Genomic DNA, 17,021 nt, shown 5'->3' with positions numbered 1-17,021 from the left:
GCATCATTGCCCAACAGGTCTGACCTGATCATCAGTGTTAACCAGGTGTTGCTAAGTCGCCAATAACAGAAGAAAAAAAGTGCGAGGAGTAACACGAAAAAGAGGCAACGCTGCCGAAAAAGCGGGTCGGCAGCGGCGGGATTAGCGTAAGCCGAGCTGGAAAATCAGGGTTTCGGCCTGGCAGGCAAAGGTGAAATCGACGTCCAGGCGCACGCCGTCTGCTTCGTCGGTAAAGCGCGAATGAATCTCGCACGGATCGGACTCGACCTGGCGCGCTTTGGCGCTCAGCTCGGCCAGCATTGCTTCAGCCGCCTGACGGTCAGCAAACACGCCTGACCAGCTGGCGCTGCAATCGGTATTGTCCATCACGGTGCCCACGTCAACGCAGCAGCAGGCTGCCGTTTCGTTCGCACTACAGTTTCTAATGGCATCAGTCATGTTTTTCTCCTGACGATAAATCAACACTATCGGATCATTTTCTGCTGCAAAGTGTACGCCGGATGCTACGTCGCGGCTATCTTCCGCCCGCTAAGTGACGAATATCACACTAAAATTTGATCCAAAACAAATTTGACTCGCTATGCTGGAGCAGAACCGCAAGGATTTTGTTAAGCAGATCTGATTTTATCGATCAAAGCAGAAATATTTTAAAAACAATATTGCAACAAATACACAGGTCGGACCTATACTCGTCGCACTGGTCTGATATGTGTCTGTATCGTCAGTCCCTACAATCCGCCGTCCTTTGTTACGCGACGTAACTACGTTTAATAATAATTTAGATGAGGTTGTGGTCATGAACCATAAGAACCTGTTTGCAAAGTCAGCTGTGGCAGCTGCAGTGGCGCTCGTCTCTTCTCACGTCTACGCCGCAGGCTTTCAACTTAACGAATTCTCAGCAATCGGCCTGGGCCGCGCCTATTCCGGTGAAGGCGCCATGGGTGATACCGCCGCCTCTGCCAGCCGTAACCCAGCCACTATGGCCCTGATGGACCGCCCTTCTTTCTCCATCGGTGCCGTCTATATCGACCCGGAAGTGGATATCAGCGGTAACAGCCCGACCGGCAACAGCCTCAACGCCAGCAATATTGCGCCAAACCAGTGGATCCCGAACATCCATTATGTGCATCCGATTAATGATCAGTGGTGGATTGGCGCCTCGGCCACCTCGAACTACGGTCTGGCCACCGAATTTAATAACGGCTACACCGCGGGCGGCTTCGGTGGCAAAACCGATCTGATGACCGGCAACTTCAACCTTAGCACCGCTTATCGGTTAAATGATAACTTCAGCTTCGGCGTCGGCTTTGACGCGGTGTACGCCAAAGCGAAAATTGAGCGCTACGCCGGTGAAGCCGGTGCCCGCGCCGGTCTGCCGGCCGATACCCAGGTCGCGCACCTGAAAGGTGACGAATGGGGCTACGGCTGGAACGCCGGTATCCTGTATGAAGTGGATAAAAACAACCGCTTCGGCTTCACCTATCGTTCCAAAGTGAAGATCGACTTCGACGGCGACTATAAGAGCAATATCCCGCGCGCCTTTAACGGCACGCCGCAGGCGATTGCGCTGGGTCTGCCGTATGGCACCAGCGGCGCCACCATTCCGGGTTCGCTGACGCTGAACCTGCCGGAAATGTGGGAAGTGTCCGGCTGGCATAAAGTGGCGCCACAGTGGGCGGTGCACTACAGCCTCGCCTATACCAGCTGGAGCCAGTTCCAGGAGCTGAAAGCCACCGGCAGCAACGGCCAGACGCTGTTCTATAAAGATGAAGGCTACCGTGATGCATATCGCATCGCGTTAGGTACCACTTACAACTACGACGATAACTGGACGTTCCGTACCGGTATCGCGTTTGATGACAGCCCGGTGCCGGCGGATAAACGCTCTATCTCGATTCCGGATCAGGATCGCCTGTGGCTGAGCGCCGGTGCGTCTTACGCCTTCACGCCGGATGCATCGGTTGATGTCGGGGTTTCCTATATGCACGGTCAGCACGTGACGGTGAAAGAAGGTCCTTATACCTTTAATTCCGAAGGTAAGGCCTGGCTGTACGGCGCTAACTTTAACTACAAGTTCTGATAATCAGTGCAGCGGCCCATGCGGGTCGCCAGCTGAAAACAAAACGGCGACCTGTTGGTCGCCGTTGTTGTTTACTGGGAGTCGATATCTTTTAAATCATCCTGAATTGCGCTGGCGTTCGGATTCTCCTCCGGCTTCAGCTTGCCGCCGCTGGCGAGGAAATCGTTACGCTGGAAATAGGCGTTGCGGATAAAGGCGTACGGATCCTGCTGCTGTCTGAGCAGGCCGTCGGAATCAAGCAGCTGCGCGCGCGTTTCCACCCCTTCCAGCGTCCATTTACCGATCGACATCGGCCAGGTGAGCCAGCTCAGCACCGGATAAAGCGTATCGACGTAGTCGCCGCCATCCTGACGCACGGTAAAGCTGCCGTAACCTGGCAGCACCACGTACGGACCGTAGCCAACGCCATAACGGCCCAGCGTGCTGCCAAAGTGGTGCGGCACTTCACGCGCCAGCTGGGGATTGGCTTTACCGGCGACGTCGATGAAACCGCCAAGGCCGAGCACGGTATTCAGGAAGAAACGGGTAAAGTGAATGCCCGCCTGACGCGGCTCGCCGACCAGAATCGAGTTCACCATGCTGGCCGGTTCATCAAGGTTACCGAGAAAGTTGCTCAGCCCGGTACGGGCCGGCACCGGCACGTAATCACGCCAGGCAACCGCCACCGGGCGCACCACATAGGGATCCAGCACGTTGTAGTTGAAGTTAAACATCGTGCGGTTGAACCCTTCGAGCGGATCGCTGCGCTGCGCAGGCGTCGTCTCGTCGGCCGGTTTGGAACTGGCACATCCCACCAGCAGTAAACTGGCCAGCGCCAGGCCGGTCAGGCGATTATTCATTCTTCTCTCCCTGTGCAGATAAAAAGGTGTATCGCTTCAGGGCTGCTGCTGATTGACCTCAACAGCCATCGGCTGGTGACCATCCCAGGGGGTGACCGCGCTTAAACCAAACCAGTCGCCGGACTGCGGATTAGCACTACCATCGCGCGAAATGCGCACCCTGACCTGCACCTGATGCTGCGCCGAAAGCAGGCGATCCGGCATCATGGCGTTGCTGTCATCCAGCGTAAGCGATAGCGGGAAGTGGCTGAGCGGTAAACGCTTTACAGCCACAGGCACCGGTGAAACACCGTCAGACACAGAAATATACAACACTCCGCCCGGCGGTAACATTTTTTCTGCCTCTGGCGTTAAGCTCACCGTCAATGCCAGCTGGCTATTTTGCTGTCCCGCGTCGGTTTTCGCTTGTTCAATGCTGCGCTCTATCATGGTAATGCGTCGATCGCCGGCCGGCAGCAGCTTCAGCATCACCTGCCACGCGCCAATCGCTTCGCCATACTGCTGCTGCTCAAAGGCATTGAACGCCAGCAGACTGAGGGTGCGCACGTTGCTGTGGTCGCGCTTCAGCAGGTCTTTCAGCAGCATATTGGCCTGGCGGTTATCCTGCGGATCGCTGGAGCGCGTCAGCACTTCGGCATAATCCTGCTGCAGTTCAAGGTTGTCCGGCGCCAGCTGCAAAGCGTGCTCAAAGGCCTGGCTGGCATCGGTGGCGTTGTTCAGCACCATGCCGAGGCGACCCAGCATTGCCCAGTCATTGAGGTTTTGCGGATCGTTTTGCAGCGAGGTGCGCAGACCGAGCTGCAGACGCGCCAGCTCTTCCATGGTCAGCGGCTGCGCATTGGGATCCATCACCCGCGCGCGCAGCGCCGGGTACTCCTGCTGCACGCTCTGCCAGCCCGCCAGCTGAGCGAGGCCACCGGTTTTCAGATAAACGCCCACCGATACCAGAACCAGGACGATCACGCCCGGCAGCAGTACCCAGCGGCTGCTGTGATGCGCGCGTGCCGCCGCGTCGCCGGGCACGTCGGTCAGCAGCGTTTGCTGCAGTTCGCGCACCATCTCCGGACGTTCACTGACCACGCCCTCGGCTTCATCATGCTCCAGCTCGCGCAGGCGCTGCTGATAAAAATCGGTATTGAGACGATCGCGATCGCCGCTGCTGGCCTGACGCTGCCGCCAGCCGGCACCGACAAACAGCGCCGTCGCCGCCGCCAGTAAAATAATCAGGGTAATCCAGAATCCAGTCATTACGGCTTCCCGTCACGCTTCAGAATCGCCGCAAGGCGCTGTTGTTCATCGTCATCCAGCTCGCTGCGCGCGTTGCCGCGTCGGCTGCGCAGAATAATAATCAGCCCACCAAGCACCACAAACAGCGCCGGTCCGACCCAAAGAATCAGCGTCGACGGCGTCACCGGCGGTTCATACGTGACGAAGTTGCCATAACGCGCCACCATGTAATCAATGATTTGCTGGCGGCTCTGGCCCTGCTTCATCAGCTCATACACTTTCAGCCGCATGTCGGCGGCAATCATCGCGTTGGAGTCGGCAATACTGTTGTTCTGGCACTTCGGGCAGCGCAGCGATGCGGTGAGCTCGCGATACTGCTCCTCCTGCTGGACCGAATCGAACTGATAAGTATCGATCGCGGCCCACAGGCTGGTGCTCAGCAGCAGACCCGCGAGCAGCATAAGAAGCTGTTTCATACGCCCGCCTCCTTACTGTATTTCTGCCACAGCGGCTTCAGCTCTTCATTCCACACCCGGTCATTCATGTCGCCGGCGTGGCGATAACGGATAATGCCGTGGCCATCAATCAGGAAGGTCTCCGGCGCGCCGTAGACGCCGAGATCCAGACCGAGCATGCCGTCGCCGTCATACAGGCTCAGCGCATACGGATTGCCGAGCGTGTTAAGCCAGGTGACGGCTTTGCTGCGGTCATCTTTGTAATTGAGGCCAACCACGCGAATACCCTGCTCCGCCAGCGTGTTGAGATATTGATGCTCGGCGCGGCAGGTCGGGCACCAGGTGGCCCAGACATTCAGCAGCAGCGGTTTGCCATCGGTCAGCACCTGCTGGTTATAGATTTTACCCGGCTGATCCAGCGCTTCGAGTTTAAACACCGGCACCGGTTTACCGATCAGCGCCGATTCGAGGCGCGTAGGATCGTCACCGCTGGCGTTGCGCGTCAGCTGCCACAGCAGCGCCGCCGCCAGCAGCAGAAACAGGACTAAAGGAATAAACAGGATCTTTTTATTCATGCCAGTTCCTCGCGCTGTGCTTTTTTGCGCGAGCGATAGCGCGGATCGAGCAGGCATAACAGGCCGCCCACCGCCATAAACACGCCGCCGAACCAGATCCAGCGCACAAAGGGTTTGTAATAAATACGCACCGCCCAGGAACCGTCATCCAGCTCTTCGCCCAGCGCCGCGTAGAGATCGCGCGTAAAGCCACCGCTGATCGCCGCTTCCGTCATCATGGTACGCGCTGCGGTATAGAAGCGTTTCTCTGCATGCAGCACCGCTTCTGGCTTACCGTTGCGTGTGACATCGATAATCGCCACGCCGCCGCTGTAGTTCGGGCCCTGCAGATTGTGCACGTCGCGGAAAATAAAGTGATAGTTGTGGATATCCACGCTGTCACCGGCCTTCATGCGCACGTCACGCTCAACGCTGTATTGGGTGCTAAAGGCAATGCCCACCACCGTCACCGCCACGCCAAGATGGCCCAGCACCATGCCCCAGTGGCTGCGCGACAGATGGCGCAATCCCGCCAGAAAACGATGCCGATGGGTAGCGCGTTCGTGCAGCTCCATCAGCGTCAGCAGGATCACCCAGATGGCCATCAGCAGGCCAATCACCGTCATCGCTTCGATGCGATCCTGCAACAGCCACGGCAGCACGATCGACAGGATCAGCGTCACCAGCAGACCCACGCCGAGCCGCTTCCACAGCTTTTGCGGCTCATCGCGGCGCCAGCGCACCAGCGGCCCGATGCCGAGCATCAGCGCGAACGGCGCCATCAGCCAGGTGAACATGGTATTGAAGAACGGCTCGCCAACCGAAATGCTGCCCAGCCCGAGCTGTTTATGCACCAGCGGCAGCAGCGTACCGAGCAGCACTACCAGCATTGCGGCAATCAGCAGCACGTTGTTGCCGAGCAGGAAGGATTCGCGCGACCAGGCTTCGCTCTGCACGCGGCTGCGCACCTGGCCCCCTTTCAGGGCGTACAGCAGCAGCGAACTGCCGATGACAATCACCAGGAAGGCGAGGATGAACATACCGCGCGCCGGATCGGAGGCGAACGAGTGCACCGACACCAGCACGCCGGAACGCACCAGGAAGGTGCCCAGCAGGCTTAATGAGAACGCGGTAATCGCCAGCAGCACCGTCCACGACTTAAAGCTGCCGCGTTTTTCTGTCACTGCCAATGAGTGCATCAGCGCAGTACCGGCCAGCCACGGCATAAAGGAGGCGTTTTCGACCGGATCCCAGAACCACCAGCCGCCCCACCCGAGTTCGTAATACGCCCACGCGGAACCGAGCACGATACCAATAGTCAGAAATACCCATGCCGCAGTGGTCCACGGACGTGACCAGCGCGCCCAGGCAGTATCCAGCCGGCCCGCCATCAGCGACGCAATGGCAAAGGCAAACGCCACCGAGAAGCCAACATAGCCCATATAGAGCAGCGGCGGATGGAAGATCAGCCCGATATCCTGCAGCATCGGGTTGAGGTCGCGCCCATCAATCGGGAAGTTCGGCAGCGTGCGGGTAAACGGATTCGAGGTGAGGATGATGAACAACAGGAAGCCGAGATTGATCATCCCCATCACCGCCAGCACGCGCGCCAGCGCATCCTGCGGCATGCCGCGGCTGAAAATCGCCACCGCTAATGTCCAGGTGCTGAGCAGCAGCACCCACAGCAGCAGCGATCCTTCATGCGCGCCCCAGGTGGCGGCGATGCGGTAATACACCGGCAGCAGCGAATTGGAGTTGGTGGCAACGTAGCCGACGGTAAAATCGTTGACCACAAACGCGTGCACCAGCACGAGGAACGCGGCGGCGATGCACAGGAACATGCCCCAGGTGAGCGGACGCGCCAGCGCCATCAGCCGGCCATCATGACGCGCCGCGCCCCACAGCGGATAAATACTTAATAGCAGCGCTAAGCCCAGCGCCAGACACAGCAGAAAGCTGCCAATTTCCGGCATCATGATTGCGTACCCGCCTGCTGATAGGCCGCTGCCGGTCCGTTATGATTCTTCTTCATTGCGTCCTGAATTTCCGGCGGCGTGTACTTCTCATCGTGCTTCGCCAGCACCTCTTTGGCGTTGACCAGATTCCCGTCCTCCAGCACGCCCTGCGCCACCACGCCCTGCCCTTCGCGGAACAGATCCGGCAGAATGCCTTCGTAGCTGACGCTGACCACGCCGTTGGCATCATACAGTTTGAACGACACCGCCAGCGTTTTCGGATCGCGTTTGACGCTACCGGGCATCACCATGCCGCCGACGCGCAGGCGCTGACCGGCCTCCGGCTTCTGGTGATCCTCACCTTTGCCGTAGAGAATTTCACTCGGGGTGTAGAACAGGTCGATGTTGGAACGCAGCGCGTACATCACCAGCGACGTGGCAAGGCCTAAGCCCACCAGCACCGCCACCACCACATACAGGCGGTTACGACGACGGATATTCACACGGACTCTCCTGCTGCTTCACTGGCAGCTTGTTTGGCTTTTGCCGCGCGGATGCGGCGCTCGCGGGACTGACGCTGGCGAATCTCTGCCAGCAGGCGGCGATGGAACAACACGGTGTGCAGCACCAGACCGATCAGTGGAATCAGCGTAAAACACACCGCCAGCCAGACGTAAAAGGCATAGCCGCCCATGGCGAAAAACTCGCTCCACGATGAGAAGGCAGGCGTCATGCTTTGCGTCCTCCCTGCGCCACGTCAATTGCCCACGGGCGGTGACGCTCGGTAAACAGAATCAGGTTGCGCAGACGCATCAGGGTGAGCGCACCAAACACCAGCAGATAGCCGAGAATCGACCAGCGCAGCGGCGTGCGCATGCTGGGATCGATCGCCTGTTGCAGAATGCCCGACGAGCCCTGATGCAGCGTGTTCCACCACTGCACGGAGAAGTGAATAATCGGCAGGTTAACCACGCCGACCAGAATCAGGATGCCGGCCGCGCGTCCGGCGGTGCGGCGATCGTCGAAAGAGTGATAGAGCGCAATCACGCCCATATAGAGGAACAGCAGCACCAGTTCAGAAGTCAGACGTGCGTCCCAAATCCACCAGGTGCCCCACATCGGCTTGCCCCACGCCGAGCCGGTTACCAGCGCGATAAAGGTAAACACCGCACCAATCGGCGCCATCGCCGCCGCCGCCAGATCGGCCATTTTCATCTGCCACACCAGGCCGATGAAGGCGGCGATGGCCATCGAGGCATAGACGCCCATCGACCACATTGCCGCCGGCACGTGAATGTACATGATGCGGAAGCTGTTGCCCTGCTGATAATCCGCCGGCGCAAAGCCGAATCCCCAAATCCAGCCGAGCAGCAGCGCACCGACGCCCAGGATTGCGAACCAGGGAATCAAGCGACCGCATAGCTGGTAAAGCCGCTCAGGCTTTGCCCACTGGTGTAACCATTTCCACATTGACATTGCTCACACTAAACAAGAATTCGGATGGCGGCCTCTCTGCCGGAGGTCCGCCTTAATGCAGACTGATGCGCAGCGCGGCGGCGGTCGCAAATGGCGACAGCGTGGCGCTGACCGCCAGCATGGCACCGAGAGTCGCCAGATAACCGCCGATCGGTAACCCCTGACCGGCCGCATCAATCGCCGCGCTGGCAAAAATCAGTACCGGTATCGACAGCGGCAACACCAGTAAACTCAGCAATACGCCGCCGCGCCGCAGCCCGACGGTCAGGCCAGTGCCAATCGCACCGAGAAAACTCAGGGTTGGCGTGCCGATCAGCAGCGTCAGCGCCATTGCCCGCCAGCCTGTAAAATCCAGCGACAGCAGCAGCGCCGCCAGCGGCGAGAGTAAAATCAGCGGCAGCCCGGTAATCAGCCAGTGCGCAATCACTTTGCCCAGCACGGTGATTGGCAGCGGCGTCGGCAGCAACAGCAGCTGCTCCAGCGATCCATCAAGAAAGTCGTCGCGAAACAGCCGCTCCAGCGCCAGCAGCGATGCCAGCAGCGCGGCTACCCAGGCGACGCCAGGTGCGATGCGCGCCAGCTGCTGCGGCTCAGGGCCAATGCCTAACGGGAACAGCGTAATCACGATCAGAAAAAACCACAGCGGATTAACCACTTCCGCGCCGCTGCGAAAGGCAATCTTTAACTCACGCTGAATAACCCGGCCAAGCATCACGCCCACTCCGATGTAAGACGAATTTTGCGCACGCGCGCATGGCTGTCCGGCAGATCCTGATGGGTCGTCAGAATCACCACGCCACCGTTATCGGCATGATCGGCGAAGCGCGCCATTAATTTTTCCACGCCGTGTTTGTCGATGGCGGTCAGCGGCTCATCCAGAATCCACACCGGAGCCGGGCTGAGCCACAGTCGCGCCAGCGCCACGCGCCGCTGCTGCCCGGCAGAAAGCTGAGCCACCGGCACCTCTTCATAGCCCAGCAGATTGACCTGCTCCAGCGCGTCATAAAGCGTGTCTTCGCTGCGATCGCCGTGCCAGAAATGCAGATTTTCCCGCGGCGACAGCACCGATTTCACGCCCGGATGATGGCCGAGATACAGCAGGTTTTGCTGCCATATTTCGCGCTGCCTGCGAATCGACTGCTGCTGCCAGCGTACTTCGCCCTGCTCTGGCCGGCTTAACCCGGCCAGCAGTCGCAACAGTGAAGTTTTGCCTGCGCCGTTGGGCCCTTCGATTTGCACCACATCGCCCGCCTGCACCTGGAAACTCAGTCTGTGGAACAGGGTTCGCTCATCGCGAACGCAGGCGAGATTAATCACTTCGAGCATAGAAGGGAGATTCATAGCAATAAATGAGGCGGGAATAATACCACACTCAAACCAGGGGCCGAAGTCTGTGCGCAAGCTCCCCCTTCCCCCAAATGGGGTATTCATGCGCATCAGATCAAGAAAGCGCTCAAAAAACCACCTTTGCTAATCTCTTGTTACTCTTAATTTGAATCTTTGTAACATTTCGCCCTTGCTAAAAGCGTCTACGCTTATTACGCACTGGCATTATCACCGGGAGAAAAAATGAAGCCATCGCCATCAAATAACACGCATGACAATGACGTGGACAGTGAAGAAAAAGAACAGGGAACGGATATCGAAGTGGACGAAGACGCCCTGCCCTCACGGGCTGCGGCGATCCATGAAGAGATTCGGCAGGACGGTGAAAAGGAGCTGGAACGCGACGGCATGGCGCTGCTGTGGTCAGCGATTGCCGCCGGCTTATCGATGGGTGCCTCGCTGATGGCGAAAGGCATTTTCCAGGTGCACCTCGCTGGCGTGCCCGGCGCTTATCTGCTGGAGAATCTCGGCTACACCTTTGGTTTTGTCATTGTGATTATGGCGCGCCAGCAGTTGTTTACTGAGAATACTGTCACCGCCGTGCTGCCGGTGATGCATAAACCCACCGGCGGCAATTTTATGCTGCTGCTGCGGCTGTGGAGCGTGGTGCTGATCGGCAATTTGATTGGTACCGCACTGGGCGCGCTGGCGTTTAATCATATGCCGATTTTCGATGACGCCACGCGCCAGGCCTTCACTGCCATCAGCGAAAAAGTGATGGAGCACACGCCGGGCGAAATGTTTGCCAACGCAGTGATTTCAGGCTGGATCATCGCCACCATGGTGTGGATGTTTCCTTACGCTGGCGGCGCCAAAATTGTGGTGATTGTAATGATGACCTGGCTGGTGGCGCTGGGCGATCTGGCCCACATTGTGGTCGGATCGGTTGAAGTGCTGTATCTGGTGTTTGCCGGCACGCTGCCGTGGCAGGAGTTTTTGTGGCCGTTTGCACTGCCCACCCTGCTGGGCAACATCACCGGCGGTACGCTGATTTTTGCCCTGATCAGTCACGCGCAGATCCGTAACGACATGAGCGAAGCGGCCAAAGCCAAAGCGCGAGCCGAACAGAAGCGTAAAGAGAGGCAGGAAAAGCAGAAAGATCAGGAAAAAGCGTGATCGCTACCGCCTGATTGCTGACACTTTGAGCAAACAGGCGGCCTACGGTTAAAATCCCCTGCACGGTGCGCTATACTGCGCGCCGCACGTCTCCTTAGTTAAATGGATATAACGAGCCCCTCCTAAGGGCTAGTTGCAGGTTCGATTCCTGCAGGGGACACCAGTAACAGCACTTCTGCTTTGCCTAACCGCTTCGTTTATTGTTCCTATCCCTCTGCCACCCCAATGCTGTTTTTCATCTGCCACAAGGTGTAAATCTGCGATCGCAGGTGCTGTTCGAGCTGACGGATAAGCTGCTGCCGCTGGGGCGCACTGGCTGGTAGCGAGTGAATTTGCCGCAATTGTTCCTCAATGGGCTCAGCCTGCTGAAAACGGGTCATCATGCCAAATACCGAGGACTTCAGCTCACTCACTGTGATGTATTTGCCTTTTTGCTCATCCAGTCCATTCAGCCGCTCGCTCAACTGCGCCAGCTTCATCATCCCCTGATGCCAGGCCGCAAGGTTTTGCGCTGGCAACGTGCTGGCCTCAAGCTGATGCTGCCACCGCGCAGATAACGAACCCGCCTGTTCCGGCCACAGCGCCTGCGCCTGCTCCACCAGCTGCTGGCCATACGCAATATTCCAGTCGGGCGCGAGTTGCTCCAGGCGAGATAACTGCTGCTGCGTGTCGGCGATCAAGGCTGATGGTAAGGAGGTCCGCTGCCGCAGCACATCCCGCTGCTGTGGCGTGAGTGTGGCGGGCACAGGACCCAGCGATGCCACGAGCTGAGCCTGCAGTGGATCGGGCCGGTGCAGATATTGCCAGCCGCCCACCGCGACCACGCTGATAAGCAGCATGGTAAACATCCCGGCACTGAAAAATTGCCAGTTATTACGACGGGCCAGCGCCGCTGTCTGCACCTTTATCTTCGGCTGATGTTGCTGCTGCGCGACATAAACCCATCTGGCGCTATGCGGGGTTTTCGTTTCATGCGGATGTGCGGATATTGCCCCGTCATCTATCGTGGTGCCGGGCAAGATGTCGCTGGTCGTATCGTCACGGCTTTCCAGCCTGGCGGCACTGTTGTGCATCAGAGCACGCAACGTATCAAGCTGGCTAAGATGTTTAAGCTCCAACCGCTGTAACACGGTCCCCAGGCGGGTAAGCAGTTGTTCAGCACGATAAAGCTGACTCAGATCGTCATAATTCAGGGAAAGGGTGCGCATCTGCTGCTGCACGCGCTGGCTCAGGCTGATGAGAATATCCATGCGCGCATGAATCGGTTGCGGCCACAGCGCCCCCCACTGATGGCTCACCAACGCTTCCACTAGCGCCAGACCTTCATTCAATCCGACCAAACCAGCCAGCTGCAGGCGGGCAAGCGTGTACCAGGCCGCGGTCTGCAACTCCACTCCGTTTTGTTCGAACAGCGAAAGACAGCGTTGTTCAACATAAAGCCAGTCTATATCTGGCCGTGCCGGATGAGTCAATTTGCTCAGCTCTTCACGCAGAGCAGCATAATCCGGCAGCTTACGCGGGTCGCTGCCGGTTTTAATCCGACGGGCAAGCATGTCATTCATGACTTATTGTCCCTGTGAGGTATGTACAGCGTGGGAGGATAATTAATTATGCAGTTTGGTTTTCTGCCTGTTCTGAGCGATGAGCGATGAGCGATGAGCGATGCAAATATTTTTTTACCGCCCCCCTTCCCGCCTTAATTAATATTGATTACCGGTGCAAATAGGTAAATTCGTATAGCCGGGTTTGCTGGCCATATAAAGCGGGGCGCAGGTTGGTTTTCGTGGTAGCAAATCGTTCTGATCCTGAGCCACCGGCTGTGGCTGTTTCTTTGATGTAACGATCTTTTTGGTCTGCGTTTTGCCGCTGCTGAGCGGTGATTTTGCCTGCTGCGTGCTTTCTGACGAATCATACCTGGAGCAAATTTTCTTCGACTGGCTCAGGCTTCCGTCATTACAGACAAAACGTCCATCTGAGGTACAGTGTGCAATACCACCCTTTGCACCAGAACAGGGTTTTCTGCCTCTGGCTGCTTCAGCCTGCAGAGTCACTAATAAGCTAAAAACCAACAGCGGTATCAATTTTTTCATATTCAAATCCATGTGTTATTTTATTATTCAGCCTCGTTCGTAATAATGCCGTTTAGATTTGTGCTTTACCATCAAGATATTGCTGCTGCCTGAGATGCCGCAACATAACGCGCCCCTCCGGCATAAACTCAGTGCCGTACCGCACCAGACCGAGTCCCTTCAGTTCCGCATCAATCGCGTAGCGCAATTCGCCGGGCTGCGCCTGCTCCAGCAGCACCACTCTGATGCTCTTCAGGCGTGGCTCATACCTGAGCAGAACAGCAGACAGGGTGCCAATCAGCTCATGGGCAGTACCCGGCATGCCCTGCAGGATTTTGGTCATATCGGGCAGACCATAGTCCGGCAGATGCGCCAACGTGCCGGCGCGGCAGTTGAGGATGCGCTGCATGTTATCGAGCACGGACAAAATCACCTGATTTTGTTCGCTGACCTGATGCAGGTCGAGGCCGCCGGTGAAGTTGCCATAAAGTGTTTCATACAATGAAGGACGGGATGACTCACTCATCTTTCAGCGCCTTCAGGGTCAGGTGGTTGTTACCGGCCTCAATCACCCGGGCTTTATCCGGATCGAGGTCATCACGGCTCAGCACCACCCGCCAGGTGTTGTTCACCTGGTCCGGCGACATAAACATGCCAGCCACCGCGACATACTGCGCATTTTCATCCATCGGCATATCCACCATCACCGCCCCGCCCGGCTGCAGGCGGATATCTTTCTCAGCTACCAGATCTGCTTTAATGGCCTGACTGTCCGCCTTGAACAGTGACGGGTAGTCCGTCGTGTCGAATGTTTTCCGGTCTTTGAGCTGGTAAATACGCACCACCGTCGACAGTGCGACGCCGCCGGCATTGCTGTTCACGGCCTCGCGGGCCCGAACATCCAGATGCAGGGTCTTTATCTGCTTATAAAAAATCGATTTGGTCACAGCAACAGTGCCGTCTGTCACTTTTTGCGTCAGACCACAGCCCGTCAGTATCAGTGCGATACTGGCGGCCAGCGCAGCCAGAGGAAATTTACCAGCGGTAATCGCCATCTTCATCGGTCTCCCTGCGGTGAATATTTTCCTGTATCCGCTCGTAGCGGCCCAGATTAATGGTGACTGTTTTTAGGTGTGATGCGGTCTTAGCCGCATTCAGCGGTCGCATCACGGCAGTGCGGCCCAGCTGCACCGCCCCGGCGTTGGGTTTACTGCTCATGGTCGCGTCAGGCAGCAGACTTCGGTCGACACACAGCTGTAACCGCACATCGAGGCGGGAGCCAAGATAGACATGCAGCAGCGCCATTAAATCCGTGTGCAGCTCCCCGCCCGGTAACCAGCCCTGCACTTCTGCCGGATCAGTGGTGGTCAGACGCATCAGCACCTGGCTGTTCACGTCGGTGGCATAGTTGCCCATCACCGGACGGCTGGCCAGGGTCACGGGATGACTGACACTCATGGTCAGCGACTTCTTCAGCGGCACACGGCGTTTATCGTGGTGCCAGATTTTCGCCTGTGTGTTGGGTGCCAGCAGGCGCACCAGCGAGGCCATGCCTTCTGCGGTGCGCCCCGGCAGCAACATGACCGGCAGCAGTGCCAGAAAGCGCGAAGCCGGAGTCGCGATACTGTCCGTGCAGCCGTTAATCCCGAGCCCGGCCAGTCCCAGCAGGTACTGCGAGGTGTTGTCCTTACCGCCTTCTTCGAAAGTCGCCGGGTATGAGTATTTACGCCAGATACGGTAGTACTGGGCAATCAGCCGGTGGTTGAAGATATCGAGGAAATCCGCGGTGGCCTCATACCCTTCCCGTCGCTGGGTAATGTCATCGATATAGTGCGTCGGCAGCGGGGACTCCACGCCGTAGAGCCCCATAAAGGTGATACGCACCGTCGGCGGCAGATGCGAATGCTCAGACTGCTCAATCCCTTTGATTTCAGATGCCGGAAAACCCATCCCCAGGTGTGGCCGAAAACGTACCGGTTCATGACGTACCTGCCAGGTACTGCCCGTAACCGGCTTGTCCGGCTGGCTCTGCTCCAGCAACTGGCAGAAGCGGTAAAAGTTGATATATGGCAGCCGGTCCCCCAGCTGCGCTATCAGCCAGGCAGACGCGGACTGTGATTCTCTTTCCACCGGAGGCATTTTCCTTCTGGCTGAATAATGAGGGTGAGCTGGTTAAACTGGTTCATATCGGCATACAGTGCAAAGAACCGGTTAAGCATTTCACCGAACAGATGAATATCGCCCTCGCCGGTGAAGCCGTTGCTGTCGAGGGTCACTTCGATATCCACCCCCCGCAGCAGGTAGCCCTGCTCAAAACGTTGCAGGCGGTGGTGTTCCACATGCTGAATTGCCTCCAGACGCCGGTTATTCAGTTCATCTTCCTGCCAGTTATAAAGTGCCAGCGTCCCGCGCAGTACTTCGGCGGTACTCATCATATTCAGAAACCCGGAGCCCAGGTGACTCAGAACCCGCCAGTGGAAACGGTCTTCGGAAGGCGGATAGACTGGCAGCGTTGGTTTGCAGAGGTTGCGTACTGAAAGTTGTGTACTGACCACCTGCTCACAGCGGTCGAGCAGCGTGCTCTGTAGCGCACGGCGCGGCAGCTGGCCGTTGGTGCCAGTGATTTGCAGCGACACGGCTTCACGCTCCAACAGGCGGTCATCTTCCCACTGGTGCCCCCCAAGGATAAGCCAGGTGTCATACAGTCCGGTCACGCTGCGCTTCACGCGGGTATGGTAGTAACGGGGTGGTGCATGACGTCGCATCATCCCGCCCTTGTGCCTGAAGCTGCTGAACGGCACATACTCTGCGTCATTGGTCCGGTTTGAGCCAGTGACCGAATCCACCGAATAAATCTCGGTATGTCCATCCTGCAGACGTTTAGGACGCAGCAGGTACTCGCTTTCAAGCCCGGTGATGGTGAGAGGGTCAGCCTCCAGCGTAAACAGGTTAATCACCGGCACGCAGTGGAGGCGAACCGCATCATCGGTGACCGGCAGGTCAGATGGCCATGGCGTACTGAACACCACTTCAATATCAAAATACCCGGCCCCTGCTGGCGGCGTGATGCCCTCAAGGCCGTTAAGGTGGACAAACATAAACTTGTCGCGGAAGGTGAAATACTCCAGCAAAAGCTGGTAACCGCTGAACGCAGAATCACCTTTCGGCCACAGCCCATCCTCTTCGGCAAACCCGCCCGGTGAGAAATACCCATCAAGCCGGATGCGGTCAGTTTGATCAGGCAGACACATGTAGAGTGCAGCCTGCCGTTTGGTCAGCATCAGGTGCAGTTGACTGCTGACTGGCGCATCCGCGCCGAGATAGAGACTCAGGTGGCTGAGGTCCGCATGGGACCAGTCCGCCTGGGTGCTGCAGGCAAAACGCATCCGCAGCAGCGAGCGCCCGTCCGGCTCAGTGGTCATCGTCACCCCAGAAATATTAAGCGGGTTGAGCATCACATCACGGGTGGTGCGGTAGCGGCAAACCGTGTTCTTTGGTCCCACTGGTCGGGAGTACACTTCCAGACCGGCGGGCATCACTTCCGCCATCTTCACTGTCTGAAGCGCAGGCGTGAACGCCACTACCGCGAGTGACGGAATGGTGCGCAGGTAGTGCGGCCAGAGCATACTGACCAGCCCTTCGGTCAGTTCCGGCAGATCGTCGTCAATCTTCTCCCGCAGCCGCCCCATCGAGAAGGCAAAACCTTCAAACAAACGTTCAACGTAGGGATCGGGGGGGCCGGCCTTATCCAGATCCAGCATTGCGGCCCGGTCCGGGTGGGTCTGGGCAAATTCTTTGGCCGCTTCACGGAGGTAGCGCATTTCTGCGTCGTAATAACGCAGGGTCAAATCTTCCATTTATTTC

At 57.7% G+C, this 17,021-nt stretch carries 19 protein-coding genes and 1 tRNA gene; 3 read left to right on the top strand and 17 right to left on the bottom strand.

What is annotated here, in order from left to right; translation table 11 throughout:
• Nucleotides 1-141: 141 nt before the first annotated feature.
• A complete protein-coding gene (locus tag AC6I8P_RS06090; protein ID WP_021509152.1) occupies nt 142-438 on the bottom strand; it encodes a YfcZ/YiiS family protein in 297 nt (98 codons plus the stop codon).
• Between the two features lie 358 nt (nt 439-796).
• Here AC6I8P_RS06090 and fadL point away from each other — a divergent pair, with 358 nt between their 5' ends.
• Nucleotides 797-2,080 (top strand): long-chain fatty acid transporter FadL, encoded by a 1,284-nt coding sequence (gene fadL / locus AC6I8P_RS06085; protein WP_021509151.1) that lies wholly within the window; start codon nt 797-799, stop codon nt 2,078-2,080.
• A gap of 71 nt (nt 2,081-2,151) precedes the next feature.
• Here fadL and mlaA read toward each other — a convergent pair whose 3' ends face one another.
• The 10 genes from mlaA to ccmA are packed head-to-tail and all read right to left on the bottom strand — an operon-like array spanning nt 2,152 to nt 9,912.
• Complete coding sequence (gene mlaA, locus AC6I8P_RS06080) at nt 2,152-2,919, bottom strand: phospholipid-binding lipoprotein MlaA (protein ID WP_021509150.1); 768 nt, start codon at nt 2,917-2,919, stop codon at nt 2,152-2,154.
• A gap of 36 nt (nt 2,920-2,955) precedes the next feature.
• Nucleotides 2,956-4,167 carry a c-type cytochrome biogenesis protein CcmI gene (ccmI, locus tag AC6I8P_RS06075; protein ID WP_058769878.1) on the bottom strand — a complete coding sequence of 404 codons (1,212 nt, stop codon included), beginning with the start codon at nt 4,165-4,167 and terminating at the stop codon, nt 2,956-2,958.
• Nucleotides 4,167-4,622 (bottom strand): cytochrome c-type biogenesis protein, encoded by a 456-nt coding sequence (locus AC6I8P_RS06070; RefSeq protein WP_021509148.1) that lies wholly within the window; start codon nt 4,620-4,622, stop codon nt 4,167-4,169. Before AC6I8P_RS06070 ends, ccmI begins: the two co-directional genes overlap by 1 nt.
• Nucleotides 4,619-5,176 carry a DsbE family thiol:disulfide interchange protein gene (locus tag AC6I8P_RS06065; RefSeq protein WP_021509147.1) on the bottom strand — a complete coding sequence of 186 codons (558 nt, stop codon included), beginning with the start codon at nt 5,174-5,176 and terminating at the stop codon, nt 4,619-4,621. The genes AC6I8P_RS06070 and AC6I8P_RS06065 overlap by 4 nt, the downstream gene beginning before the upstream one ends.
• Nucleotides 5,173-7,131: a heme lyase CcmF/NrfE family subunit gene (locus AC6I8P_RS06060; protein ID WP_104093050.1), complete on the bottom strand. Its 1,959-nt coding sequence runs from the start codon at nt 7,129-7,131 to the stop codon at nt 5,173-5,175. Before AC6I8P_RS06060 ends, AC6I8P_RS06065 begins: the two co-directional genes overlap by 4 nt.
• Entirely contained in the window at nt 7,128-7,613 is a 486-nt protein-coding gene (ccmE, locus tag AC6I8P_RS06055; RefSeq protein ID WP_021509145.1) for a cytochrome c maturation protein CcmE, read from the bottom strand. Before ccmE ends, AC6I8P_RS06060 begins: the two co-directional genes overlap by 4 nt.
• The gene (ccmD, locus tag AC6I8P_RS06050) at nt 7,610-7,843 is read right to left on the bottom strand and encodes a heme exporter protein CcmD (protein WP_498031057.1); all 234 of its coding nucleotides are present in this window, start codon (nt 7,841-7,843) and stop codon (nt 7,610-7,612) included. Before ccmD ends, ccmE begins: the two co-directional genes overlap by 4 nt.
• Nucleotides 7,840-8,580 carry a heme ABC transporter permease gene (locus AC6I8P_RS06045; protein WP_058769875.1) on the bottom strand — a complete coding sequence of 247 codons (741 nt, stop codon included), beginning with the start codon at nt 8,578-8,580 and terminating at the stop codon, nt 7,840-7,842. Before AC6I8P_RS06045 ends, ccmD begins: the two co-directional genes overlap by 4 nt.
• A gap of 58 nt (nt 8,581-8,638) precedes the next feature.
• On the bottom strand, nt 8,639-9,298 hold the full coding sequence (gene ccmB / locus AC6I8P_RS06040; RefSeq protein ID WP_481657498.1) for a heme exporter protein CcmB: 660 nt from the start codon (nt 9,296-9,298) through the stop codon (nt 8,639-8,641).
• Entirely contained in the window at nt 9,298-9,912 is a 615-nt protein-coding gene (gene ccmA, locus AC6I8P_RS06035; RefSeq protein WP_481657497.1) for a cytochrome c biogenesis heme-transporting ATPase CcmA, read from the bottom strand. The genes ccmB and ccmA overlap by 1 nt, the downstream gene beginning before the upstream one ends.
• Before the next feature lie 243 nt (nt 9,913-10,155).
• Here ccmA and AC6I8P_RS06030 point away from each other — a divergent pair, with 243 nt between their 5' ends.
• Nucleotides 10,156-11,088: a formate/nitrite transporter family protein gene (locus AC6I8P_RS06030; RefSeq protein WP_058775841.1), complete on the top strand. Its 933-nt coding sequence runs from the start codon at nt 10,156-10,158 to the stop codon at nt 11,086-11,088.
• Nucleotides 11,089-11,176: 88 nt separating this feature from the next.
• A tRNA-Arg gene (locus AC6I8P_RS06025) sits at nt 11,177-11,251 on the top strand.
• A gap of 43 nt (nt 11,252-11,294) precedes the next feature.
• On the opposite strand, the gene AC6I8P_RS06020 is transcribed toward AC6I8P_RS06025, so the two are convergent.
• From AC6I8P_RS06020 to tssF, 6 genes are all read right to left on the bottom strand, one after another.
• A complete protein-coding gene (locus tag AC6I8P_RS06020) occupies nt 11,295-12,650 on the bottom strand; it encodes a VasL domain-containing protein (protein WP_481657496.1) in 1,356 nt (451 codons plus the stop codon).
• 138 nt (nt 12,651-12,788) lie between these two features.
• Nucleotides 12,789-13,178: a YdcA family protein gene (locus AC6I8P_RS06015; RefSeq protein WP_481657495.1), complete on the bottom strand. Its 390-nt coding sequence runs from the start codon at nt 13,176-13,178 to the stop codon at nt 12,789-12,791.
• Between the two features lie 52 nt (nt 13,179-13,230).
• Nucleotides 13,231-13,683 (bottom strand): type VI secretion system baseplate subunit TssE, encoded by a 453-nt coding sequence (gene tssE / locus AC6I8P_RS06010; RefSeq protein WP_481657494.1) that lies wholly within the window; start codon nt 13,681-13,683, stop codon nt 13,231-13,233.
• Nucleotides 13,676-14,212: a type VI secretion system lipoprotein TssJ gene (gene tssJ / locus AC6I8P_RS06005; protein ID WP_283342449.1), complete on the bottom strand. Its 537-nt coding sequence runs from the start codon at nt 14,210-14,212 to the stop codon at nt 13,676-13,678. Before tssJ ends, tssE begins: the two co-directional genes overlap by 8 nt.
• On the bottom strand, nt 14,193-15,296 hold the full coding sequence (tssG, locus tag AC6I8P_RS06000) for a type VI secretion system baseplate subunit TssG (protein WP_283342450.1): 1,104 nt from the start codon (nt 15,294-15,296) through the stop codon (nt 14,193-14,195). Before tssG ends, tssJ begins: the two co-directional genes overlap by 20 nt.
• The gene (tssF, locus tag AC6I8P_RS05995) at nt 15,251-17,014 is read right to left on the bottom strand and encodes a type VI secretion system baseplate subunit TssF (protein ID WP_481657493.1); all 1,764 of its coding nucleotides are present in this window, start codon (nt 17,012-17,014) and stop codon (nt 15,251-15,253) included. Before tssF ends, tssG begins: the two co-directional genes overlap by 46 nt.
• Between the last annotated feature and the right edge of the window lie 7 nt (nt 17,015-17,021).

This window comes from gamma proteobacterium symbiont of Lampromicra miyakona (assembly GCF_059730895.1).
Note: the sequence above shows the minus strand (reverse complement) of the source record. Positions and strands in the feature narration are given on the sequence as shown.